The 24032-nt window shown below is 60.1% G+C and carries 21 protein-coding genes and 4 pseudogenes; 17 read left to right on the top strand and 8 right to left on the bottom strand.

Annotation, left to right across the window (positions count from 1 at the left end):
• Nucleotides 1-53: 53 nt before the first annotated feature.
• The 9 genes from ACZ5TH_RS15440 to ACZ5TH_RS15400 all read left to right on the top strand — a co-directional run bounded on the left by ACZ5TH_RS15440 (nucleotide 54) and on the right by ACZ5TH_RS15400 (nucleotide 9384).
• Entirely contained in the window at nucleotides 54-1022 is a 969-nt protein-coding gene (locus ACZ5TH_RS15440) for an SDR family oxidoreductase (protein WP_464795182.1), read from the top strand.
• Nucleotides 1023-1071: 49 nt separating this feature from the next.
• Nucleotides 1072-2550 carry a flavin-containing monooxygenase gene (locus ACZ5TH_RS15435; protein WP_464795181.1) on the top strand — a complete coding sequence of 493 codons (1479 nt, stop codon included), beginning with the start codon at nucleotides 1072-1074 and terminating at the stop codon, nucleotides 2548-2550.
• Nucleotides 2551-2661: 111 nt separating this feature from the next.
• Nucleotides 2662-3126 (top strand): nuclear transport factor 2 family protein, encoded by a 465-nt coding sequence (locus ACZ5TH_RS15430; RefSeq protein ID WP_464795180.1) that lies wholly within the window; start codon nucleotides 2662-2664, stop codon nucleotides 3124-3126.
• 15 nt (nucleotides 3127-3141) lie between these two features.
• Nucleotides 3142-3891: an SDR family NAD(P)-dependent oxidoreductase gene (locus ACZ5TH_RS15425; RefSeq protein WP_464773022.1), complete on the top strand. Its 750-nt coding sequence runs from the start codon at nucleotides 3142-3144 to the stop codon at nucleotides 3889-3891.
• A 44-nt stretch (nucleotides 3892-3935) separates the two neighbouring features.
• Complete coding sequence (locus ACZ5TH_RS15420) at nucleotides 3936-4883, top strand: thiamine pyrophosphate-dependent dehydrogenase E1 component subunit alpha (protein ID WP_464795179.1); 948 nt, start codon at nucleotides 3936-3938, stop codon at nucleotides 4881-4883.
• The gene (locus ACZ5TH_RS15415; protein WP_464795178.1) at nucleotides 4873-5856 is read left to right on the top strand and encodes an alpha-ketoacid dehydrogenase subunit beta; all 984 of its coding nucleotides are present in this window, start codon (nucleotides 4873-4875) and stop codon (nucleotides 5854-5856) included. Before ACZ5TH_RS15420 ends, ACZ5TH_RS15415 begins: the two co-directional genes overlap by 11 nt.
• 10 nt (nucleotides 5857-5866) lie before the next feature.
• Nucleotides 5867-7036 (top strand): dihydrolipoamide acetyltransferase family protein, encoded by a 1170-nt coding sequence (locus tag ACZ5TH_RS15410; RefSeq protein WP_464795177.1) that lies wholly within the window; start codon nucleotides 5867-5869, stop codon nucleotides 7034-7036.
• Between the two features lie 57 nt (nucleotides 7037-7093).
• Nucleotides 7094-8278 (top strand): acyl-CoA dehydrogenase family protein, encoded by a 1185-nt coding sequence (locus ACZ5TH_RS15405; RefSeq protein ID WP_464795176.1) that lies wholly within the window; start codon nucleotides 7094-7096, stop codon nucleotides 8276-8278.
• On the top strand, nucleotides 8275-9384 hold the full coding sequence (locus ACZ5TH_RS15400; RefSeq protein WP_464795175.1) for a phosphotransferase: 1110 nt from the start codon (nucleotides 8275-8277) through the stop codon (nucleotides 9382-9384). Before ACZ5TH_RS15405 ends, ACZ5TH_RS15400 begins: the two co-directional genes overlap by 4 nt.
• A gap of 13 nt (nucleotides 9385-9397) precedes the next feature.
• On the opposite strand, the gene ACZ5TH_RS15395 is transcribed toward ACZ5TH_RS15400, so the two are convergent.
• Nucleotides 9398-9520: a hypothetical protein gene (locus ACZ5TH_RS15395; RefSeq protein ID WP_464795174.1), complete on the bottom strand. Its 123-nt coding sequence runs from the start codon at nucleotides 9518-9520 to the stop codon at nucleotides 9398-9400.
• A 58-nt stretch (nucleotides 9521-9578) separates the two neighbouring features.
• Nucleotides 9579-9752, bottom strand: a pseudogene (locus ACZ5TH_RS15390) (transposase); the annotation flags it as partial.
• Between ACZ5TH_RS15390 and ACZ5TH_RS15385 the strand changes: the two are divergent.
• The 6 genes from ACZ5TH_RS15385 to ACZ5TH_RS15360 all read left to right on the top strand — a co-directional run bounded on the left by ACZ5TH_RS15385 (nucleotide 9735) and on the right by ACZ5TH_RS15360 (nucleotide 16220).
• Nucleotides 9735-9923 carry a chromate resistance protein ChrB domain-containing protein gene (locus tag ACZ5TH_RS15385; protein ID WP_464795173.1) on the top strand — a complete coding sequence of 63 codons (189 nt, stop codon included), beginning with the start codon at nucleotides 9735-9737 and terminating at the stop codon, nucleotides 9921-9923. The pseudogene ACZ5TH_RS15390 and the gene ACZ5TH_RS15385 sit on opposite strands and share 18 nt — an antisense overlap.
• Complete coding sequence (gene chrA / locus ACZ5TH_RS15380) at nucleotides 9920-11323, top strand: chromate efflux transporter (protein WP_464795172.1); 1404 nt, start codon at nucleotides 9920-9922, stop codon at nucleotides 11321-11323. Before ACZ5TH_RS15385 ends, chrA begins: the two co-directional genes overlap by 4 nt.
• Before the next feature lie 460 nt (nucleotides 11324-11783).
• Nucleotides 11784-13064 carry a CmpA/NrtA family ABC transporter substrate-binding protein gene (locus tag ACZ5TH_RS15375; RefSeq protein WP_449469306.1) on the top strand — a complete coding sequence of 427 codons (1281 nt, stop codon included), beginning with the start codon at nucleotides 11784-11786 and terminating at the stop codon, nucleotides 13062-13064.
• Between the two features lie 15 nt (nucleotides 13065-13079).
• The gene (gene ntrB, locus ACZ5TH_RS15370; RefSeq protein ID WP_464795171.1) at nucleotides 13080-14045 is read left to right on the top strand and encodes a nitrate ABC transporter permease; all 966 of its coding nucleotides are present in this window, start codon (nucleotides 13080-13082) and stop codon (nucleotides 14043-14045) included.
• Nucleotides 14046-14060: 15 nt separating this feature from the next.
• Nucleotides 14061-14864, top strand: coding sequence for an ABC transporter ATP-binding protein (locus ACZ5TH_RS15365; protein WP_464795170.1), 804 nt, complete (start codon nucleotides 14061-14063; stop codon nucleotides 14862-14864).
• Between the two features lie 84 nt (nucleotides 14865-14948).
• The gene (locus tag ACZ5TH_RS15360; RefSeq protein ID WP_464795169.1) at nucleotides 14949-16220 is read left to right on the top strand and encodes an alginate export family protein; all 1272 of its coding nucleotides are present in this window, start codon (nucleotides 14949-14951) and stop codon (nucleotides 16218-16220) included.
• Between the two features lie 221 nt (nucleotides 16221-16441).
• Here ACZ5TH_RS15360 and ACZ5TH_RS15355 read toward each other — a convergent pair whose 3' ends face one another.
• Complete coding sequence (locus tag ACZ5TH_RS15355; RefSeq protein ID WP_464795168.1) at nucleotides 16442-18775, bottom strand: heavy metal translocating P-type ATPase; 2334 nt, start codon at nucleotides 18773-18775, stop codon at nucleotides 16442-16444.
• A gap of 164 nt (nucleotides 18776-18939) precedes the next feature.
• Between ACZ5TH_RS15355 and ACZ5TH_RS15350 the strand changes: the two are divergent.
• A pseudogene (locus tag ACZ5TH_RS15350) lies at nucleotides 18940-19079 on the top strand (enoyl-CoA hydratase/isomerase family protein); the annotation flags it as partial.
• Here ACZ5TH_RS15350 and fghA read toward each other — a convergent pair.
• The 3 genes and pseudogenes from fghA to ACZ5TH_RS15335 form a co-directional block, all read right to left on the bottom strand.
• Nucleotides 19078-19929, bottom strand: coding sequence for an S-formylglutathione hydrolase (gene fghA, locus ACZ5TH_RS15345; protein ID WP_464795167.1), 852 nt, complete (start codon nucleotides 19927-19929; stop codon nucleotides 19078-19080). The pseudogene ACZ5TH_RS15350 and the gene fghA overlap by 2 nt on opposite strands.
• Before the next feature lie 94 nt (nucleotides 19930-20023).
• Nucleotides 20024-21136, bottom strand: coding sequence for an S-(hydroxymethyl)glutathione dehydrogenase/class III alcohol dehydrogenase (locus ACZ5TH_RS15340; protein ID WP_464795166.1), 1113 nt, complete (start codon nucleotides 21134-21136; stop codon nucleotides 20024-20026).
• A 290-nt stretch (nucleotides 21137-21426) separates the two neighbouring features.
• Nucleotides 21427-21807, bottom strand: a pseudogene (locus ACZ5TH_RS15335) (helix-turn-helix domain-containing protein); the annotation flags it as partial.
• Here ACZ5TH_RS15335 and ACZ5TH_RS15330 point away from each other — a divergent pair.
• Nucleotides 21807-21952, top strand: a pseudogene (locus ACZ5TH_RS15330) (IS5/IS1182 family transposase); the annotation flags it as partial. The pseudogenes ACZ5TH_RS15335 and ACZ5TH_RS15330 sit on opposite strands and share 1 nt — an antisense overlap.
• A gap of 86 nt (nucleotides 21953-22038) precedes the next feature.
• Here the strand turns inward: ACZ5TH_RS15330 and ACZ5TH_RS15325 are convergent.
• Both ACZ5TH_RS15325 and ACZ5TH_RS15320 read right to left on the bottom strand, forming a co-directional pair.
• Entirely contained in the window at nucleotides 22039-22941 is a 903-nt protein-coding gene (locus tag ACZ5TH_RS15325) for a helix-turn-helix transcriptional regulator (protein WP_464795165.1), read from the bottom strand.
• A gap of 51 nt (nucleotides 22942-22992) precedes the next feature.
• A complete protein-coding gene (locus ACZ5TH_RS15320) occupies nucleotides 22993-23910 on the bottom strand; it encodes a LysR family transcriptional regulator (RefSeq protein ID WP_464795164.1) in 918 nt (305 codons plus the stop codon).
• Between the last annotated feature and the right edge of the window lie 122 nt (nucleotides 23911-24032).

Here is a 24032-nt window from a genome sequence, read left to right as displayed (position 1 = left end):
TCAGCCAATGGAGATCGGATGCGCCGCACGACATCCGCTCAAGGAGAAGATGTTTGGAACAGCTACGCTATGACGGCCAGGTCGCCATCGTCACCGGTGCGGGGCGGGGTTTGGGCAGAAGCTATGCCCGGATACTGGCTGCGCGTGGCGCAAAGGTCATCGTCAACGATCTGGGCGGATCGACTACAGGTGGTGGAAAATCGTCGGATCTGGCCGAGGCCGTGGTCGGCGACATCATGGCGCTGGGCGGTGAGGCAATCGCCGATGCTGGCGACGTGACGGACCCCTCGACCGCGCAACGCCTTGTCGCGCTTGCACTCGATCGTTGGGGCCGGGTCGATATCGTCATCAACAACGCCGGCAGCATTGCGCCAGACGTGACACAATCCTTCGCTGAGATGGAGTTGGCGCAGTTCGACCATCAGATGCAGATCCATGCCTATGCCCCCTTCCATCTCGTACACGCCGCATGGCCAGCGATGCTGCGTCAACAGTACGGGCGCATCGTCTGCACATTGTCGGATTCGATGTTCGGGATGGGTGGAGGCGCCGGAATCGGCTACCCGGTGGCAAAGATGGCGATGATGGGGTTCGTGCGGGCGTTGGCCATGGAGGGCGCGCCGCACGGGATTACGTGCAATGCGATCTCGCCAGCCGCCTTTACCCGACTGGTCGCCATGCATCTTCCCGACAGCGACATTCGCGACTGGATGGAAAAGGCCGCCACACCCGAACGCGTGGCGTCAGTGGTCGCCTGGCTGGTCCATCGCGATGCAACATGCACCGGCCAGTCGATCGCTGCATCCTCTGGCCGTTTCGCCAAAATCGTGACCGGCTTTTCAAAAGGTTATGCCGGTGGCGACCTGACCATCGAAGAGGTGCGCGACCATTTCGATGAAGCCGTTGCGACCGACCATATCGATCTCATCGAAAATACCGGCGATGCGATCGCGTTATACCTTAGTGCGCTCAGGGAACGACGGCTGTCTGAGTTGAACAGTCCGCCCGAATGGGTCGCCTGAACGCCCATGCCACAGAACCACCAAGACCAGATCGAAAGCATACCGACTCATGGCTAAGCAGGAAATCGAAACCGGCCACCGCAGATTACGGTTTGCGATAATTGGCGCGGGCATGGCCGGACTGCTCGCCGGAATTCGGCTGGACCAGAAGGGTGATGCAGATTTCGTCATCTATGAAAAAGGGGACACCGTCGGCGGCACATGGCGGGAAAACCGTTATCCGGGCCTGACCTGCGACGTTCCCGCCCATGCCTATACCTATAGTTTCGCGCCCAACCCGGAATGGACGCAGTTTTTCTCCCCCGGTCCGGAGATTCAGCATTATTTCGAACGGATCGCGGACGATTATCGGCTCCGTGACCGCATCCGCTTCAATTCGGAAGTGACGGACTGCCGCTACGTCGATGGCCGCTGGCATATCGAGACGTCCGATGGCTGCAAAGACATCGTCGATGTCATCATCGCTGCGACCGGCGTGTTGCATCACCCCAATATCCCGGCCATTCCCGGCCTGAAGGACTTCGGGGGCGATAGTTTTCACAGCGCACGCTGGGACGACAGCGTAGCGCTCGACGGCCGACGCATCGGCGTGATTGGCAATGGTTCGACCGGCGTCCAGATCGTCTCGGCCCTGTCGACCCGCGCCAGCACGCTTGTCCATTTCCAGCGGTCGCCACAATGGATCATGCCGGTCCAGAACTTCATCTATTCGGAAACCGACCGCCACGCCTTTCGTTCGGATGTGTCCCGGATCGACGCGATCCGCTTCGGCGAGGAATATTGGGCCGGCATCCGGCGGTTCAACAAGGCGATCATCGAGGTGGATTCGCCCGAAATGGCAGAAATAGAAGGCGTGGTCCTGCGTAATCTGGAGGACAATATTCAGGACCCGGTCCTCCGCGAAAAACTCCGGCCTGATTATCGCGCTGCCTGCAAGCGGCTGATCTATTCGCCCGACTATTATGAGGCGGTGCAACGTCCCGGTGTGATCGTTGAGACGGGGGCAATCGAACGGGTCGAGGTCACAGGCGTCCGCATGAAAGATGGCACGCTGCACGAACTGGACGTGTTGGTATTGGCAACAGGCTTCAAGACCGATCGTTTCGTGCGCCCCATTAAGGTAATCGGACGAGGCGGTAATAACCTCGATGATGCCTGGGCGCTGCGCCCGACCGCTTATTACGCAATCACCGTGCCTGATTTCCCCAACCTGTTCCTGCTCAACGGCCCCACCGCACCAGTGGGCAATTTCTCGCTGATCGACATCGCTGAGCGGCAATGGGACTATATCGACCAACTCCTCGATCTTTTGCGCGACGGAACCTGTTCCGCGATCGCTGCAAAGCCCGAAGCCATGGCTGATTATGAGGAGCGCCGTATCGCGGCGGCGAAGCGGACGATTTTCGGCTCGGGGTGCACGAGCTGGTATCTAGACGCGCAGGGCGTGCCCCAGACATGGCCATGGAGTTACGACCATTTCGCCCAATCGATGGCCGCACCACGGATGGAGGATTTCGAACTGGCGTAATCGCGCGCGCAGTCCACCAGTTTGGGCGACTTACCCCAAATGAAGGTGGATGATCGCCAGAGCCACCAGTAATCTCGATGGCGCGGCAAAAGACCGCAAAAAGGAATTAAAATGACCGGCGAGGACTATTTCGAGATACAGAATCTCATTTTCACCTACCCCATGCTGCTCGACGGGGGCGATTTCGACGCGGTCGGGCGCCTTTTTGAACATGCTGTCGTTTACAGCGCGGGGATGCTGATGGCCGACCGCGATCCTGCCGCGATGGCAGCCTCGTTCCGCGACTGGGTCATTACCTATTCGGACGGAACGCCGCGGACGCGCCATTTCATAAGCAATGTCATCATTCGGCCGAAGGACGAGAGCACAGCCGTCGTCTCATCCTATGTGATGGTCTTCCAGCAAACCGACACGCTGCCGCTCCAGCCCGTCATTGGCGGAGATTACCGCGACACCGTGGCAAAGGTCGATGGCCAGTGGCGCTTCATCGAACGCCATATGGGCAATGATCTCATCGGCACGCTGACCGATCATGGACGCGATCTGCGCGCGATAACGCCCACGCGAGCGAACTGAACAGGAGCGGATCTCATGCGATATAAAGACAAGGTCGTCATCGTAACCGGTGCCGCATCGGGCATCGGTCGTGCCACCGCCCGGCGGATGGCATCAGAAGGCGCGATACTTGTGCTTGGTGATCTCAACGAAGCGGGTGCCAAGGCCGTGGCTGACACGCTCGATACCTTGACCACGCCGGTGGTGATCGGGTTCGATGCTGGCGATCCCGATTCCTGCCGCGCGTTCATCGCTGACGCAGCAAAGGCGGCGGGCCGCATTGACATGCTGTGCAACATCGCGGGCATCATGGACTGGGCGCCGCTCGCCCGTTTCGACGACAGCCGCTGGGAGCGGATGGTACGCGTCAATCTGAGCAGCATATTTTACCTCTGCCAGGCGGCGATGCCGCACCTGATCGCCGCGAAGGGCAATATCGTCAACATCAGTTCGGCGGCGGGCCTCGTCGGCATCGCCTACACCACGGCCTACTGCGCCACCAAGCATGGCGTGATCGGCATCACCAAGTCGTTGGCAGTCGAATTCGCAAGCACTGGCGTTCGCGTCAATGCCATCTGTCCGACTGGCGTGAAAACGGCGATGACCGGGGAACTCGTCTGGCCAGATGATGTCGATGTCAGCCTGCTGACGCGCAATGCATCGAAGATGGGCGACATGATCGACGCCGAAGAAGTCGCCGCTGCTATCGCCTTTCTGGGATCGGACGACGCGCGGAGCGTCAGCGGTATCGCCATGCCCGTCGATGGGGCGCAGACGGCGGGATAACGCACGCGCGTCTTGCCGCAAACAACCAAATGGGAAGAGGGCCAATGTCGGAGCCAAATTCAGAACTCGTCGAGACGATGTTCTCGCGCATGGCGGTATCGCGCGCGATCGAACGGTTAATGCTGCGCCACACGCGGGATCATAAATTCTCCGGCTGGTGGCATCCGGGCGAAGGACAGGAGGCTGCGCCTATCGGCGCGTCCGCCGCTCTCGCGACATCGGATTATCTTTGGTATCAGGGACGCGGCGCTGCCTGGGCGATTGGCAAGGGGATGGCGCCCGGCCCCATCCTTGGCGACCTGCTCGGCAAGATGTCGGGCGCGACACGCGGCAAAGGTGGCGGTGTTCCTCATTGGGCCGACTATTCGATCAGCGTGATGGGCGAAGGCGCGACGCTGGGCAGCGTCTATCCTTTGGCTGGCGGGTCAGCGCTTGCGTCCAAGATCCGAAAGGACGGGCGGGTCTCGCTGGCAAATTTCGGCGACGGCACGTCCGCAAGGGGCACGTTTCACGAAACGATGGTCCACGCTGCGGCATGGAAATTGCCGCTGATCTATTTCTGCGAGAATAATGGCCTGCTGGTTGGTACGCGTCTGGGATCGGTCAACCCGACGACGGACATCGCTGACTACGCGGCGGGCTATCATATTCCCAGTGTCATCGTCGACGGCCAGGATGCGATCGAAGTCTATGCGGCGACCTGTGAAGCGGTCGATCGCGCGCGCCGGGGCGACGGGCCGACGCTGATCGAAGCCAAGGTCACGCGCCGTCGCGGGCATTATGCGGGCGATCCCCAAAATTATCGCAGCGACAGCGAATTCGACGATTATCGCGATCCGCTGGATGTTCTGGCCGCGCGGCTTTCGGGAAATGCCGCTGCACGGCTGATCGAGGAGGCGGAAGCCATCGTGGATGCAGCCTATCGGGAGGCAAAGGCCGCGCCCGACCCCGACATGTCGGTTATCGAACGGGATCTTTATTATGTCGACTGAAACGATGGGCTATAATGCGGCGATGGGCCTTGCCCTGGTTGAAGAAATGCGCGCCGACGACAGCATATTCGTGCTGGGGCAAGGTGTCGCCACGGGCGGATGGTTCGGCACGGAAAAGGGGCTGATCGACGAGTTCGGCGTCGACCGGGTTTTGGACAGCAATATTTCCGAAGCGTTCGAGGCGGGCCTCGCCACCGGGGCGGCGATTGCGGGGATGAAGCCCGTCATCAATATGGGCTTTGGCGATTTCGCCCTGATCGCTGGCGATGAGATTTATCATAAGCTCGCTAAATGGCGCTATATGCACGGCCTGAATGTGCCGATGACTGCCGTCATCATTTTCCCGATCGGAGCGATGGGCGGCGCGGGGCCGGAACACTCAAGCTGCACCGAAGTCTTGGGGATGCATTTTCCGGGATTGAAGGTGGTCGTTCCCTCGACGCCGGAAGATGCAAAGGGGCTTATGAAAGCGGCGCTGCGCGAACCCAACCCGGTATTGTTTCACAGCGTCCAGAGCCTGGGGTGGAGCAAGGGATCTGTCCCGCTCGACCCTGAATTCATCGTTCCGATCGGCAAGGCCGCGATCCGCCGCCAAGGCGACAGCATGACGCTGATAACCTATGGGTCGATGGTATCTCGCTCACTTGCTGCGGCCGATCAGCTCGCCGCCGACGGCATCGATGTCGAGGTGATCGATCTTCGCAGCCTTGTGCCACTGGACTGGGACTGCGTGCTCGGATCGGTGCGCAAGACGCATCGTGCAATGGTCGTCCATGAGGCGGCCAAGACCGCTGGCCCCGGCGCGGAAATCGCGGCGCAGATACAGGAAACCGCATTTTTCGATCTGGAAGCACCAATCCTGCGCCTTGGCGCGAAGGATTTTCCGTTGCCCCAGCACAGTGATCTGGAAGCCCTTTCGATCCCGTCCATCGATGCCATCGCACAGATGGCACGGGACCTGATGAGCCTTTGAGGAAATGCCAATGTCCATTCTACACACCCTCAACATTCCGCAAATGGGCTCGGTAGAGAATGCCAAGATCCTTGAATGGCGAATTTCGGAAGGCGACAGTTTCAAAGAAGGCGATATCCTCTACGAGGTGGAGACGGACAAGACCGCAACGGAGGTCGAAGCGGTCGAGGCCGGGATACTCGCCCGACAGATCGGTCGGACAGACGACGAGATGAAGATTGGCGACAAGGTTGGCCTCTGGGTTCCGCCCGGCACGTCACCGACCGCGATCGCGGAGGCGCTGGCGGCAATTGATGAGGCTGGCCCGGCCACAGTTGCGGAACAGGCCATTGCGCCCTCGACCGCAACGGCCGACCCGACTGACATGAAAGGCATTGCGGGACGGATAAGCCCGCTGGTTCGCAAACTTGCAAAGGATCGTGGCGTTGACCTGTCGGCCGTGACCGGAACCGGGCCCGGCGGCAAAGTCACGCAGGACGACGTTCTTGCCGCAGGCGGCGGCGATCGGCTGACGCTCGCGCCGCACTCGATGCGGCGAAAGGCCATTGCCCAAACGCTGACGAAAGCGGCGGCAGTGCCTTCGTTGACGGCGGATATGCAGATCGATCTTTCGGCGCTGTTCGCAAGGCGCGCTGCCCTGAAAGAGGCGGGGCAACCCACGCCTTCCATTCTGGGCTATATCGCCCATGTCACTGCGACAACCATTCTCAAACATCCAAAGTTAAATGCGACTTGGGGCGAGCAGGGACTGTCGCTTTGGCCAACGGTCAATCTGGGGATCGCGGTCGATGCGGAAGACGGCCTGATAGTGCCGGTGATCCGTAACGCGGAACAGCAAGACCCGATGGCGCTCACTCAGGCAATCGCCGCATTGGCGGAGAGCGTCCGTACCGGATCGGTCAGGCAAGCGGATCTCGAAGGTGGAACGTTTACGATCTCCAATCCCGGCTCTGTCGGACCTGTCATGCGCGCCGAAGCCTTGCTGAATGTTCCGCAAGTTGCGCTGCTGGGCGTGGGCGGCATCGTTCACTCGCCTCGCGCAGCGATGGTAGACGGTGAATGGACTGTGGCGGTGAAGCCGATGGTCTGTTTTTCACTGACCTTCGACCACCGCGCGATCGACGGAGGCCCCGTCATCGCTTTCCTCAATGCACTGAGGGCCGGGATCGAGGCGCTGTGAGGTCCAACAGGGCAATAGGCAGTCCCTCCGTCCAGCCATGTGCAGGAACACATGTTGATGGAAAATGATCTCGGCGAAGCGCAAATCATCGCTGGCAAGGTGGAAGCTTTCGTCAGGAATGTCGTCATCCCTTTTGAGACGGATTATCGCCAGGGAGATCATGGGCCATCCGATGCGTTGGTCCAGGAGATGCGGGCCAAGGCCATCGCTTCGGGGCTGCTGACACCGCATGTTCGACCAGATGGGTCTCACTTCACACACCGCGGAACCGCACTGATCCTGCGCGCGTCGGGCCTGTCACCGCTCGGTCCCGTCGCTTTGAACACAGCCGCGCCGGATGAGGGCAATATCTACCTTCTGGGCCACGTCGCAACGACAGAGCAGAAAGCGCGTTTCCTTGACCCGCTGATCGCGGGGCACAGCCGCTCCTGCTTCCTGATGACGGAACCGGCGGAAGAGGGCGGCGCCGGGTCCGATCCCTCGATGATGATGACGATGGCGCGGCAGGACGGCGACTACTGGATCGTGAACGGGCGCAAGGCGTTCGCGACGGGCTTCGAAGGCGCGGCGTTCGCGATCCTGATGGCAAAGACGGTGCGCGACGGCAAGGATACCGCGACCATGTTTCTGGTCGATCTTCCGCATCCCGCGATCAGGCAGGATCGGCTGATCGACACCATCGACAGTTCGATGCCGGGTGGCCATGCGGTCGTCACGATCAACGATTTACGCCTGCCGACCAGCGCCATCCTCGGTGCGCCGCACGAAGGGTTCGCCTACGCACAGATACGCCTCAGCCCGGCCCGGCTGACACATTGTATGCGCTGGTTGGGGAGCGCTATGCGTGCCAACGAAATTGCGACAGCCTATGCGCTCAAACGCAAGGCCTTCGGCCAGTTGCTGATCGATCACGAAGGCGTCGGCTTCATGCTGGCGGAAAATTTGATCGACCTCAAGCAGAGTGAATTGATCATCGATTGGTGCGCCGATGCACTCGACCGCGGAGACAAAGCTGTGACTGAAAGCTCTATGACAAAGGTTGCGGTGTCGGAGGCGCTCTACCGCGTGGCTGACCGTTGCGTACAGATATTGGGCGGCACGGGGGTATCGCGCGATACGGTCGTCGAGCAGGTCTTTCGCGAAATCCGGGCTTTCCGCATTTATGACGGTCCGACAGAAGTTCATAAATGGTCGCTGGCCAAAAAAATTAAGCGCACCTTCGCAATTGCGAATATCGAATGAGCACCGATCCGCAGTCCAATGTGGGCACGACCCCGGTACGCGCGGGTCAGGGCTTCGATGAGCAGGCGATGGCCCGCTGGATGAAGTCGAATGTCGCGGGTTTCACCGGTCCGTTGAGTGTTGACCAGTTCAAGGGCGGGCAATCCAACCCAACTTACCGGCTTATGACGCCTGGCCGGGCTTATGTTCTGCGCTGTAAGCCTATGGGGCAGTTACTGGCCGGGGCGCATGCGATCGAACGCGAGGCGCAGGTATTGACCGGCCTCGAAAAAGCCGGCTTCCCGGTGGCGCACGTCTATGGGCTGTGCACTGACGATAGCGTGATCGGCCGATGGTTCTATGTCATGGAATTGGTGGAAGGGCGCATCTTCTGGGATGCTACGCTGCCAGAGGTTAATGTTGCCGACCGCCCGGCCTATTTCGATGCGATGAACGCTGCTATGGCCCAGCTTCACGGAGTTGATTACCACGCCGTAGGGCTGGGTGAATATGGCCGGCCTGGCAATTACTTCGCACGCCAGATCGACCGCTGGTCACGGCAGTATCTTGGAGATGTCGAGGCCGGACGCGATCCGAACATGGATCGGCTGATCGAATGGCTGCCCGCTAATATTCCGCCCGACGACGAGTCCTCGATCGTGCATGGCGACTTCCGCGTTGACAATATGATCTTCCACCCAACGGAACCGCGGGTTGTGGCCGTTCTCGACTGGGAACTGTCGACGCTCGGTAATCCGCTCGCGGACTTCGCCTATAACGCGATGATGTATCGTATGCCGCCCCACATTGTGGCGGGGTTGGGCGGCGTCGACCTTGCCGCATTCAATATTCCAACTGAGGACGAATATGTCGCAGCTTATTGTAAGCGGACAGGCAGAGCCTCTATTCCCAATTACCATTTCTATATTGCGTTCAATTTCTTTCGGTTGGCGGCCATCTTTCACGGCATCAAAGGCCGCGTCATCCGCGGCACGGCGTCATCCGTGCAAGCAGCGGAGCGGGCCGAAGCATTTCCGGAGCTTGCACGATTAGCGTGGCAGCAAGTACAAGAGTTTCGCTTAGCTACATCTACACCGGACTATGGCGATTGTGGGTCTGCAACCTAAGGCCTGTGGGGATTCATCGCGAGTTGATGACGGCGGCGGGGAGGCAGATCATGGCCTCGAAGCTTTGATCTGTTTTGCAGGCGCGCATGGCGATGCGCTTGAACTCTTTGAGTTTGCAGAAGAAGTTTTCGATCAAATGCCGCCACTTGTACATCTCGCTACCGAGCGGGATGGGCTTGCTTCGACGTGGGTTTGAAAACATCGGCTTTGCGCCAGTCGCGGAATCGTCGGAACACCGTGCTCCAGTTACCGAACACCGCAGGAAGGTCGCGCCATGGACTGCCTGTCCGGATAATCCACAGCACGGCCTCCATAAATAGCCGGTTGTTTCTCCCGCTCCGCTCGTCGCCATGAGTGAGATCATCCATGAACTGGACATTGGCGATGGCAAGTTCGCCCGGCCGGAAACGGCGGGCGTCGGCGCCATGCTGTCGGGTGTCTGCGCGTCGACCGACGACGATCTCCAGCGCGTCGCCACCGCCAGCGAAGCGCTCAACCAGTTCCACGCCTATTTCAGCACCAGAAAGTCCGAGCGATGAGCACCACCATCACCGATCTTCACGAAGGCGCTGATGGTTCGCACGGAGATCATGGGATCGCCTTTGGAGAGGCCGTGCGCGTCTGGGCGCGGATCGCCGCGCTAAGTTTCGGCGGACCAGCAGGTCAGATCGCCGTCATGCACCGCATCCTTGTCGATGAGAAACGCTGGATCGGTGAAGAACGCTTCCTGCACGCGCTCAACTATTGCATGTTGCTGCCCGGCCCCGAGGCGCAGCAACTCGCAGCCTATATTGGCTGGCTGTTGCACAAGACCAAGGGCGGCTTGGTCGCAGGAGCCCTGTTTGTCCTCCCCGGCTTCCTGGCGATCCTGGCGCTGAGCTACATCTATGTGCTGCTCGGTCATGCGCCTCTGATCGAAGGCCTTTTCTTCGGCCTCAAAGCCGCTGTTTTGGCGGTCGTCGTTCAGGCAGTTGTTCGCGTCGGCTCCCGCGCGCTCAAGAACAACGTGATGCGGGGCATGGCGGTCGCAGCTTTCGCAGCGATCTTCTTCCTGGGCGCGCCCTTCCCCGTCATCATATTGGCGGCCGCACTTGGCGGCTATATCGGCGGCCGGGCGGGTCTTCCCGCGTTCAGGGGCGGCGGCAGCCACGGATCGGGCGGCGGCAACATTGTCCATGATCGCGACACCGCACTTGGCGAAGGCCTGCCGGATCACGCCCGGCCCAACCTTTCCTGGTCGCTCAAGATTTCGACAACCTTGCTGTTCCTCTGGCTCGCACCCGTGGTCCTGCTGTTTGTTTTCGCGGGACCCAATGATGTCTTCACCAAAATCGCGGCCTTCTTCAGCCAGATGGCGGTCGTGACCTTCGGCGGAGCCTACGCGGTGTTGGCCTATGTGGCGCAAGAGGCGGTGGGCACCTTCGGCTGGTTGCGCCCCGGCGAGATGCTGGATGGTCTGGGGCTGGCGGAAACGACGCCCGGTCCGCTCATCATGGTGACGCAGTTCGTCGGCTTCCTCGCGGCATTTCGCGAAGCGACCGGGTTGAACCCGCTCGTGGCGGCAACGCTGGGGGCAATCCTCACCACCTGGGTTACGTTCGTGCCTTGCTTCCTTTGGATTTTCGCGGGTGCGCCCTTTGTCGAAGGGCTGAGAGGGAACCGGGCACTTTCGGCGTCTCTTGGCGCAATCACTGCCGCCGTGGTCGGGGTTATCCTGAACCTGGCGCTGTGGTTTGCGATCCATACCCTGTTCCGCGAAGTACGGCCGGTCCATTTCGTGGGCAGCAGTTTCGATATGCCCGTTCTGGCGTCGCTGAACCTTCCGGCGCTTGTTTTGGCAGTGGGCGCAGCGATCGCCGTCTTCCGCTTCAAAGTCGGCATGATCCCGGTCCTGTTTACGTGCGCTGGCTTGGGGGCGGCCTATGTCCTCCTCGTCTGATGGAATTGTCGCGCTGCTGTCAGGCGCAGCCCGCCGGCCCGCCTTCGCCGCTGGTTCTCTCCAGATGTCTGTCTTCTCGAGACCGGGCTTGCCCTATATCTCAACAGGACTATTTTCGATCCCCGGACCATTGGGCAAATTAAATTTGTGCAGCGCAAAAAAATGCTTGCGACTCCAATGAATCGATGACAGCTTGCTTTTTATCGGAGCAGGGGCGCTTCGATCCATAAGTTGAACCTAGCCGATGACGGCACGGTTCAACGGATCTGCACGGCAATGACGCCGCCCGGATAGGTCGATCGACCTTTATCCTGGCGGCTTTTTTATTGGTTTTCCGCTGGCGGCCTGGATGCTGCCGGGCGGCTCTCAACATCATCTTCAAACGCCGGAACGCATTTCTGGCGACGGCTGGCTGCGCCTTTGTGCAGCCGAAGCGCACAACAGGGAAGGAATTTGGGGAATGGCAGAGGTGGACAATCCGAATGGCGTCAGTCGGCGCGGGCTGCTCAAGACGACCGGAACTGCGGCCCTTTTTGCCGCAGTGCAACAGGCATTTCCGTCCGGCGCCTTTGCTGCTGGAGCCGGGCCGGAAGTAACCGGCGCCAAGCTCGGCTTCATTGCGCTGACGGATGCGGCGCCGCTGATCATTGCCAAGGAACTGGGCCTTTTCGCCAAATATGGCATGCCTGATGTGCAGGTCACGAAGCAGGCGAGTTGGGGCGCGACGCGGGACAATCTGGTGTTGGGCAGCGCCGCTGGCGGCATTGACGGCGCGCATATCCTGACCCCCATGCCCTATCTTTTGACGCTGGGCCGGATCGGCAAGGCAACGCCAATGAGCATTCTTGCCCGCCTCAACGTCAACGGCCAGGGCATTTCGGTGTCCAAGGAATATCTGGGTGCGAAGGCCGATATCAATGCCGCCAAGATGAAGGGCGTGATCGCGCAGCGCAAGGGCGCGGGCAAGAAGATCACCATGGCCATGACCTTCCCCGGCGGGACGCATGACCTGTGGATCCGCTATTGGCTGGCGGCGGGCGGCATCGATCCCGACAAGGATGTGGAATTGATCACCATTCCGCCGGCGCAGATGGTCGCGAACATGAAGGCGGACACAATGGACGCCTTCTGCGTGGGTGAGCCGTGGAACGACCAGCTGGTCGCGCAGCAACTGGGCTACACCGCCGTTTCGACCGGTCAGATGTGGATGAACCATCCCGAAAAAAGCTTTGCGATGCGTTCCGACTGGGTCGCCAAATATCCGCGCGCGGCCGTCGCGATCACGGCGGCAGTGCTGGAGGCGCAGCGCTGGGCCGACAATCCGAACAATGTCACGCGCCTCGCCGGGGCTATCGCTGGCCGCGATTATCTGAAATGTCCGATCACCGACATTGCCGACCGGTTGCAGGGCAATTTCGCCATGGGCGACGGGCGGAAATATCCGAATGCACCGTTCAAGATGAAGTTCTGGAACGGCTATGCCAGCTTCCCTTACAAGAGCCATGACCTGTGGTTCCTGACCGAAGAGCAGCGCTGGGGCAAGCTGCCCATGACGCTCGACACCACGGGCACGATCGCAAAGGTCAACCGATCCGACATCTGGCGCAAGGCGGCCGCGATGCTGGGGGGCAAGGGTCCGGCCAGTGACAGCCGCGGCGTCGAGAAATTCTTCGACGGCAAGACATTCAATCCCGCCAATCCCAAGGCCTATCTGGCCAGCCTGGCGATCAAGCGCGTCTGATTGAGGGAGAAAGCCATGGCTTCGCCATCATCCAACGGCAAGAGCGTACCGTCGGCTTCGGCCGCCGGTGCCGCTCCAGCCGCCACCGAATTGGGGGTCATCCTGCCCTATCCCGAAGAAGCGATTGCCCGCCGCAGTTTCGAACCGGTCGCGGCGCCGGTCCATCCGCTGGTCAAGGCGGGGCGGGCCGTGGCCGCCAATGTTCTGCCGACGCTGGTGATGCTGGTCGGGTTGCTCGCCTTCTGGCAGCTGCTGTGCAGTTCACCCGACACGACCTTCCCCAGCCCGCTCAAGGTCTGGCAGGAAAGTCATGAGGTGATCGTCCACCCCTTCAAGGGCGTGGACATCGGCCTCACCCATTTCAGCATTCAAGACGGCGGCGATGTCGGCATTGCCGGGCATGTGCTGACCAGCCTCAGCCGGGTGCTGATCGGTTACAGCCTGGCCTCGATCGTCGGCGTGGCGCTGGGCATTTTGATTGGGCAGAGCATATTTGCCTTCCGGGCGCTCGATCCCCTGTTTCAGGTGTTGCGGACAGTACCGCCGCTGGCATGGCTGCCGATCAGCCTCGCCATTTTCCAGCAGGCGCAGCCCTCGGCGATCTTCCTGATCTTCATCACCGCGATCTGGCCGGTCATCCTGAATACGGCCGCGGGCGTACAAACCATTCCGGCGGCCTATCGCAACGTCGCAAAGGTGCTGGCGCTCAATCCAATCGAATATTTCACCTGCATCATGTTGCCCGCCACGGTCCCGCACATGTTCACCGGCCTGCGCATCGGCGTCGGCATGAGCTGGCTCGCCATTGTGGCGGCTGAAATGGTGCAGGGCGGCACCGGCGTCGGCTTCTTCATCTGGGACAGTTACAACAGTTCGCTGCTAACCGACACCATCGTGGCGCTGATCTGGATCGGGCTGGTGGGCTTTGCGCTGGACCGCATCGTCGCCTTTGCGGGCCGCATCATCGGCCGCGCAGGCTGAACAAGGGAGGCGTTCATGAAACAACGCAGCTATCTCGCACTAGAAGGCATCACCGTCGAATTTCCGACCAAGGCGGGACGCTTCTGCGCGCTCGACGGAATCGATCTGGAAGTTGAAAAGGGACAGTTTGTCGCGCTGATCGGCCATTCGGGCTGCGGCAAGTCGACCCTGCTCAATGCCGTGGCGGGCCTGGTCAAGCCGACGCGCGGCGCCATCTTCCTAGATGGGGAAGTGGTGGATGCGCCGGGACCGGATCGGGCGGTGGTCTTTCAGGACCATTCGCTGCTGCCCTGGTTGACGGTCGAGGAAAATGTGCGGCTGGCGGTCGACAAGACGGCGCAGGGCAAGAGCAAGGCCGAACGCAAGGATTGGGTCATGCATAATCTGGAACTGGTCCAGATGGCGCATGCCCCCGCCAAGCGGCCGGGCGAGCTTTCGGGCGGCATGAAACAGCGCGTCGGCATTGCCCGTGCTATCGCCATGAACCCCCGCGTGCTGTTGATGGACGAACCGTTCGGCGCGCTCGACGCGCTGACGCGAGCCGCGTTGCAGGATGTGGTCATGGATTTGCAGGCGCGGCTCAACAACACCGTGTTGATGATCACCCATGACGTGGATGAAGCCGTGCTGTTGGCGGACCGGGTGGTGATGATGACCAACGGCCCGGCGGCGCGCATCGGTGAGGATCGCACCATCGCGCTCGCCAGGCCGCGCAACCGGCTCGAAGCCATCGATACGCCCGAATATGCCGAGGCGCGATCGGCCGTCATCCACTTCCTGCACGAGCGCTACCGCAATCCAGCAACGCTCGCCGTCTGAGATTTCACCAACAATAGTCCAGCTTGGAGAGGATGCTCTGAAAAGGCCGAAAAAAGCCATCGGGAGCAATTTTAAGGGGGATTTATGGGTAGAATTTCATTTCTGTTGTCGGCAACGGCCTTGACTGCCATCGCAGGACCGGCGCTGGCGCAGGACATTGTGTTCAAGCCGATCATCGAGGCGCGTCTGCGGTATGAGACGGTGGACCAGGATGGTCCTGCGCCGCTCACCAGCAGCCGCGATGCCGATGCGGTGACTGTGCGTCTGCGCGCGGGTGGCGAGATTTCCAAGGGGCCGTTCGCCTTCCTGGCCGAGGGGGAAGGCACGCTGGCGATCGACGAGGATTATAACAGCGGCGTCAATGGCAAGACGCTCTATCCGGTGGTGCCAGACCCGGAAAATGTCGAGCTGAACCGCCTCCAGCTCCAGTATCGCACCAAGCCGCTAGTGGTGACGGTCGGGCGTCAGCGGATCAATCTGGACGATCAGCGTTTCGTCGGATCGGTCGCGTGGCGCCAGAATGAACAGACGTTCGATGCCGTGCGGGTCGAATATATGGGCGTCAAGAATCTTAAGGTCGACGTGACCTACGCGATTTCTGCCCGGACCATCTGGGGTATCGATGGCGGCAAGTTCGGTGCGACCAACCGGCCGACCCAAATCGATGGCGACGATATTTTCGCCAATGTCTCCTACAAGACCAAGTATGGCACGCTGACAGGCTTTGCCTATCTCGTCGATGAGGATGAAGCTGTGGTGGCGCTGCGCCGGAACAGCAGCCAGACCTATGGCGCGCGGTTTGCGGGCGCAATGCCGCTGTCGAAGCAGGTGAAGCTCAGCTACCTCGCCAGCTATGCGCACCAGAGCGACTATAGGGGCAATCCGGTCGATTATTCGGCGGATTACGCCGCTGCGGAGCTGGGGTTGGATGTCGCTGCATTCAAGCTGACCGGCGGATATGAACTGCTCGGCTCCGATGCGGGCGCGACGGGGATTGCGGGCGGCTTCGCCTTCCAGACTCCCTTCGCAACGCTGCACAAGTTCAACGGCTGGGCGGACAAGTTCCTGACGACGCCGGGGACAGGCATTCAGGACTATTATGCGGGCGTCGGCTATACCGTGCCCAAGATTGGCAAGGCGGGGCCGCTTGTCGCGTCCTTCACCTATCATCATTTCAGCAGCGACCGGCTGTCGATCCATTATGGCGACGAATATAATGCGCAGGTCGCGCTGAAGTTCGACAAGCATCTGAGCGCGCTCGTCAAATATGCCGATTATGATCGCAAGGGGGTCGCCAGCTTCACCGGCGACGCTGACACGAAGAAGTTCTGGGCGCAGATCGACTACGCGCTCTGAAGGGATAGCTGACTATTTCAGGCGCGCGACTTCTGGTTCGACCGACATCCCCGTGAGCGAGTTTCGTGAAACGCGGGGCGCAAGGTTGGCACAGAGCGCGCGCCCAAACCCCGCCAAATTGGGCAATCGGCTTATTTCTGATCAGAATGGACGATCCGGGATCGCGTAGGCTCCTTTCCGAAGTACGCTGACAGAGGATTTGGAAAGCCGTCCGCTCATGTTCATAGAGTTTTCCTGTTCAGCCTCAGAGCATTGGTGACGACGCTGACGGATGACAGCGCCATCGCCGCCGCCGCAATCATGGGTGAAAGCAGGATGCCGAATAGCGGGTAGAGCAGGCCCGCCGCGATCGGTATGCCAGCGGCATTGTAGATGAAGGCGAAGACGAGGTTTTGTCGAATGTTCAACATGGTCGCCCGGCTAAGGAGGCGGGTGCGAACGATGCCGTTGAGATCGCCCTTGAGCAAGGTCACGCCTGCGCTCTCGATGGCGACATCCGTTCCAGAACCCATGGCAATGCCGACATCGGCGGCAGCAAGGGCTGGAGCGTCGTTCACGCCATCCCCGGCCATCGCGACCACCCGCCCCTCGCTCTTGAGCTTGGCGATGACCGCGCTCTTTTGATCGGGCAGCACGTCCGCCTCGACCTCGTCGATGCCCAGCCGTGCCGCCACCGCCTGCGCCGTGGTCTTGTTGTCGCCGGTCAGCATCACGACGCGGATTCCCTCCTTACGCAGTGCAGCGAGCGCTTCCGGGGTGGTCTGCTTGACGGGATCTGCGATGGCAATAATGCCAGCCGCTTCGCCGTCGATACCAACGAAGATCGCAGTTGCGCCGTCCCGCCGCAGATCGTCAGCGGCAGCGGCGAGCGCACCGGTATCGACGCCCTGATCATCAAGAAATGACGCGTTGCCCAGGACGATCCGGCGCCCTTCGACGATGCCGGTCGCTCCGCGTCCGGTGGGAGAATCGAACTTGCCAACCTCGGGCAAGACCATCGACCGGCCGCGGGCGGCTTCGACAATGGCAAGAGCAAGCGGATGCTCCGAAGCCCGTTCGACCGAGGCGGCGAAGCGTAGTAACTCGGCCTCCATCTGGCCTTCAGTCGGCACAATGGCGGTCACGGCGGGACGCCCTTCCGTAAGCGTGCCGGTCTTGTCGACGACCAGTGTGTCGACCTTCTCCATATGCTCCAGCGCTTCGGCATTCTTGATGAGGACGCCCAGGCCCGCGCCCCGGCCCACGCCCACCATGATAGACATCGGGGTTGCCAGGCCCAGCGCACAGGGGCAGGCGATAATCAGTACCGCGACAGCCGCGACGAGGCCGTAGGCGAAGCGAGGCTCCGGCCCCCAGATACCCCAACCGGCGAAAGCAAGGACAGCGACGGCGATGACGACCGGCACGAACCACCCCGAAACCTGATCGGCCACGCGTTGAATCGGCGCGCGCGACCGCTGCGCCTCGGCGACCATCTGCACGATGCGGGCCAGCATCGTATCGCGGCCGACCTTGGTGGCCACGACGACAAGGGCGCCGGTCTGGTTGAGTGTACCGCCGATGACGCTGTCGCCCTTGGCCTTGGTGACCGGCATGGATTCTCCCGTCACCATGGACTCGTCCAGTGATGAACGTCCGTCCTCGACAGTCCCATCTACGGGCACCTTTTCGCCCGGTCGCACCCGAAGACGGTCGCCAACGCCGACGAGATCGAGACTGACCTCCTCATCCTCGCCATTTGCGAGCAGACGGCGGGCCGTCTTGGGCGCCAGGCGGAGGAGTGCCTTGATCGCACCTGACGTTCGCTCGCGCGCGCGCAGTTCGAGAAGCTGGCCAAGCAGGACGAGCACAGTGATCACCGCCGCTGCCTCGAAATACACAGCCACCATGCCATCGGCGTTGCGGAAGGCCGGAGGGAACAGCTCGGGGGCCAGTGCGGCGACCATGCTGTAAGCCCATGCGACACCCGTGCCCATGGCAATCAGAGTGAACATGTTCAGGTTGCGGGTCTTGAGTGAGGCCCAGCCCCGCGCAAAAAACGGCCATCCGGCCCAAAGCACGACGGGCGTCGCCAGCACTAGCTGAATCCCCGTTGAAACCGGCATAGGCACGAAATGATGAAGAGCGGGAAACAGATGCCCGCCCATTTCCAGCACGAACACGGGAAAGGCGAGGATGAGGCCAATCCAGAAGCGACGTGTCATATCGGCCAGTTCCGGACTGGGACCGCTCTCCGCACGCGCCATTTCCGGTTCGAGAGCCATGCCGCAGATCGGACAGGCGCCGGGATGATCCTGTCGCACTTCCGGGTGCATTGGGCAGGTCCAGATCGTGCCATCAGGGTTTGCGTTCGGGATGGGCGGCGTTCCGCCAATATAGCGTAGGGGATCGGCCGCGAACTTTGCCTGGCACTTGCTGCTGCAAAAATAGAAAGTCTTGCCGCCATGCTCGGCGCGATGTGCAGTGCCATGCGGATCGACCGTCATACCGCAGACGGGATCGCGCACATTCTGCTCCGCCATGGAGGCGTGATGATCGTGACGGGCATGGTCCATCTCAGTTCCTCGTCTGATCTACGTCCCTGCTTCTCGACAGCATGTTGACGTCAGTAAGCCAAGGCGGGGCTTTGAATGCTTGAAGTAGGACGGTCGCGTCGGGGGCGCGCTACGGTACGATACTTATATCGCGCATGGCTGGCGGGCCGATGATACCGAAACCCGCCGTAATGATCGACCATGCAGAACGAAGGGGCTTTTGCGTCGGCGGTGCCATCACGCTCATCGCTACAGCGGCAAGCCGGACTATGTCGAAGCGGAGCGCTTATTCCACCTCGAATATCGGATGAACCATCTGCTGTTCAATTGTGGATAGCCAAACGTGACGCGTGCCAGCGGAGATGATCCGCCATAAAGGTGGAAATGAAATAATAGCTGTGATCATAGCCCTCGCGCATGTTGAGGGTGAGATCGATATTCGCTGCGGCGCAGGCGTCCTTCAGCAGATGGGGGCGCAGTTCCTGATCCAGAAACATGTCTGCCCCGCCTTGGTCTACCAGCAGCGCGCTGACCCTCGCGCCGTCCTCGATCAAGGCTACCGCATCATGCTTCCGCCACGCGTTGCGGTCGTTGCCGAGATATCCTGACAAAGCCTTCTGCCCCCACGGAACCTGACTTGGGGCAACGATGGGGGCGAAGGCAGAAACTGCCGCATATCGATCCGGGTGGCGCAGTCCGATGGTCAAGGCGCCATGACCACCCATGGAGTGGCCCATGATCGACTGCCGGGTCATATCGGCGGGGAAATTGTCCGCGATCACTTGTGGCAGTTCGTCTGTAAGATAGGACCACATCTTATAATGGCGGTTGTAGGGCGCGTCGGTCGCATCGACGTAGAAGCCCGCGCCAAGGCCGAAATCATAAGCGCCCGCCGGATCGTCCGGTACATCATCGCCGCGCGGCGATGTATCGGGCGCTATGAAGATCAGCCCAAGATCGGCGCATGCGCGGCGAAACTCGCCCTTTTCCGTCACATTTGCGTGGGTGCAGGTCAGCCCGGACAGATACCAGACAATGGGGAGCTTCCGCCCTTCCGCCTGTGGTGGAACGAAGACCGAAAAGGTCATCTCCGTTCCGGTCGCGCTCGACGCGTGCTTGTACACGCCTTGCACGCCTTCGAACGAACGGCTCGCGCTGACCTGCTCTATGCTCATTGGTCAGTGCCCGCCGGATCGCGAAAAGGGGCGACGTCGCCATCGTCGGAGATTACTGCCATCTGGATATTCCGCTCCCATTGAAGCTGTGCTTTCAGAAAAGGACCACCGACCTGATGCTTTCGCCCGCGTGCATGAGGTCAAAGCCTTTGTTGATTTCATCCAGCGTCAGAAGATGGGTGATCATCGGGTCGATCTGAATATGCCCGTTCATGTACCAGTCGACGATCTTGGGAACATCGGTCCGGCCTTTCGCGCCGCCGAAAGCCGTCCCCTTCCACACCCGGCCGGTCACGAGTTGGAACGGGCGGGTACTGATTTCCTTCCCCGCCTCCGCCACGCCGATGATGATGCTTTCACCCCAGCCACGATGGCAGCATTCCAACGCGGTGCGCATGACTTCGGTGTTGCCGGTGGCGTCGAAGCTATAGTCGGCCCCGCCATCCGTGACCTCAAGGATCTTCGCCACGGTTTCGTCGCGCGACAGTCCCTTGCCGTTGATGAAATGAGTCATGCCGAACTTGCGGCCCCATTCCTCACGGTCGGCGTTGATGTCGATGCCGATGATCTTGCCCGCGCCCACCATCCTGGCGCCCTGGATCACATTAAGGCCGATGCCGCCAAGGCCGAAGACGACGACATTCTCGCCCGCCTTCACCTTGGCGGTGTTGACGACCGCGCCGACCCCGGTGGTGACGCCGCAGCCAATATAACAGCTCGACTGGAACGGCGCGTCCTCCCTTATCTTCGCCACGGCGATTTCCGGCAGAACGGTAAAGTTGGAGAAGGTCGAGCAGCCCATATAATGAAAGATCGGCTGCCCCTTGTAGGAAAAGCGGGTAGTGCCATCGGGCATGAGCCCCTTGCCCTGGGTGGCGCGGATCGCGGTGCATAGGTTGGTCTTGCCCGAGAGGCAGCTTTTGCACTGGCGGCATTCCGGGGTGTATAGGGGGATGACGTGATCGCCGGGCTTTACGGACGTTACGCCGACCCCGACCTCCCGAACTATCCCTGCCCCCTCATGCCCCAGGATCGAGGGGAAGATGCCTTCGCTGTCGAAACCATCGAGCGTGTAGGCATCCGTGTGGCAGATGCCCGTCGCCATGATTTCCACCAGCACCTCACCCGCCTTTGGGCCTTCCAGGTCAAGCTCGACCAGCTCAAGGGGCTTTTTGGCTTCGAAAGCGACGGCGGCGCGGGTTTTCATTCAATTTCCTCGATCCGAAATAACATTGCGCCTCTTAGCACTAGGCCAATAAGGCGGTAATAGGGTTTTTCCTCAATACACTATTGCGTGGGAGGGATAGTTATGTCGTCCTGGGACGGGTTCGACGAATTTCTGGCTGTGGCGTCTACAGGGTCGTTCACGCGCGCAGCCCAGTTGATCGGCATTGTCCGTCGTCAGAACATTCGGCACACGTCTCGTCGTAATTAGCGGAGTGCCGATCCGTCTGGGTTTTGATGTCAGACGGCGAGCTTGCGGTGTTGCAAGCGCCGATACATCCAGCCCCACCCGATGATCTTGAAGTAGGTGAAGTCGGTTTGCCACATCTCGTTCGGCCAGGTGGTCTTGGTATGGAACTGATCAGCGGCCTTGATCGCGACATAAGCCGGGCTGGTGATCAGGTCATGGGCCTTCAAAAGGCGGTAAGCCAAGGCTTCCGACACGAAGTAGCGTTTTTCGTCGGTGAAGCGCACCGCCAGTTCGCGTGGTGACAACTCGCTGTAATCCAGCGCCATCTCGACGATCTGATGCTGGATATCGTCGCCGATGCGGTTCCACACCCGGCTTGACGCCGATGGCCGATCTTCCAGCGCTTCCCGCCCGCCTTCGACGAAGCGATCATACCCGCGATAGAACGTCCGACGGGCAATACCGCAATCTCGTCGAACGCTTCTTCAGCAAACTCAAGCAGTTCCGCGCGGTGCCACCCGATACGACAAGCGCGACGACAACTTCCTCGCCTCAGTCCAACTCGCTTCCATCCGCATATGGTTGCGACATAATGAATCGGCCCCCTGAGGCATTTTCGAAGCAGATGACATCATCTTCTGGCTCGGAAAATGCGGAAAACAAAAGACAAATAGAGCACGAGCAGTCAGGGCAAGTCAGTTGCTGCGGGGCACCTGCCCATATTGGAGCAACGGATCGGCATCCAGGCCGACATTCACTTCCCCAACCACGTCGATGAACAGCGAAAACAGCTCCGCCATCGAACTGATATCCAGCTTGGCGTAAATATTCCTCCGATGCACCTTCGCCGTGCCCTCGGCCATTTTCAGCCGTTTGGCGATCACATCTATCGGATATCCCCTAAGCATCATCTGAACGACTTCGAACTCCCGATCGGTCAACAAGGAACGGCCGAAATTATCGCGGGCTCTTTTCAGATCGTCGTGCAGCTTCACTTCTTCGGGCGAAGGAGGAACAAATAGTTTCGGATCGGCAAAATGTCGCCAGCTCGAAGAAAGCGTACCGAAGACAATCGGAGCAATCGCCTTGGCCAGTTCCAATTCCTCATCCGAATAACGCCCCGCATCACGGGACCGGGCGAAAGAAAGCAATATGTGCCCACCCTGCCCGTCGGACATGCAATAGCACATCTCATCGACAAGATCGGTGTCGATATAGTGCCGAACGAAGAAATCGCTGGTTTGAAAATCATCCTGATCTACCACATCCTTAAGACTGATCGCTTGATTTTCGATGGACCGCTCAATGGCGAGATAGAATGGATCGGTAAGGTAAAATCCATTTTTATAATCGTTGATCTGCTGCTGCCTGACTGACTTCAGCGTACGATGTTGCACGACCTCTGGCCCTACATTTTCACGAAAATGGAACAACATCATCTCATCTGATCGGAGCGCGGCCGAGAACATGTCAAACAGTGCTTCTGCTCTCGCCTTACCTTCCAGAGCGATAAGTTGGGCGATCTTGCCATTCCACTCAGGGGAAGCCAGATATTCCAGTGACAACATTTCAGACATTCCCCCCTGCCCTGACTTCAAAACGAAATATGTTCAGGCAAACGCGTCCCCGTAAGCCTGTCGAAGACGCGCTCAATATGCCGGGTCCGCGCTGAATTGCGCCGCAAGCCAGCGTCTGAAACGGACGATTGATGGGTCCGACCACCGATTGGCGGGACCCCTGAAAACATAAGCTCCCAGTGTCACAGGCACGAATTCCTTTTCACGAGGCACCACCTTCACCAGTCTACCCGCTGCAAGATCTTCGGCAATGAGATAGTGATTGCCAAGCGCGATCCCCTGCCCCGCGCGCGCGGCGGCCAGCGCCAGATGAGCATGGCCGTATCTGCCGGTCGGGATGTTCGGCGGAAGATCGATAGATTGCGCCTTCATCCACATGCGCCATTCCACATCACTGCGTTCCTCGATCAGCGGCAATGTTGCCAGGTCTTCCGCCGAACGGATCTTGTCGCCCCAGCGAGAGACGAACATCGGTGAGGCCAACGGAAAAACATGTGGCCTCGCCAGTTCAAGCGTTCTCACCCCACGCTTCCGGTCCAGCGTCTGGCTATCGCCAATATATCGAATATCGCCATCAACGGCGTTGTTCGAAAGGTCAAGGAGACCTTCTTCGGATCGAAGATCGACCGGCGGCATTCCGTTTCGACCCGAAGACATTGCGAGCCGCGTAGCCAACCAATGCAATGCCAACCCCCCGACGCAGGATATTACGAGCTTGCCATCGGTCCTGCCCTGAACGGCATCCGTTGCTTCCCTCAATTCATTGAAAACCTTCACCAAACGGCCATGATAATCAACGCCGACCGCTGTGAGCTGCCCGCTTTCCCGGTCAAGCAAGGTAACGCCCAGACGCTCTTCCAGCCCTCTTACATGACGGCTGACAATGGCATGGCTTACGCCAAGGGCCTTCGCTGCTCGCCGGATACCACCCAATCGGCCCACTGCCTCAAAGGCTTTGAGAGCGGAGAAAGGAGGCAATGGTGAGTTCATCGCGTTCAGCCATAGGAGTAGATGGTGACCTCAGGTTACCAAAGCGGCCGCCGAAAGCAACTGCTTCCGGAAGGCAGAATCCCCTAATGTGTCAGCATCAAGACAGATTCCAGAAACCATCA

Source organism: Sphingobium sp. TomTYG73, assembly GCF_055394245.1.
Note: the sequence above shows the minus strand (reverse complement) of the source record. Positions and strands in the feature narration are given on the sequence as shown.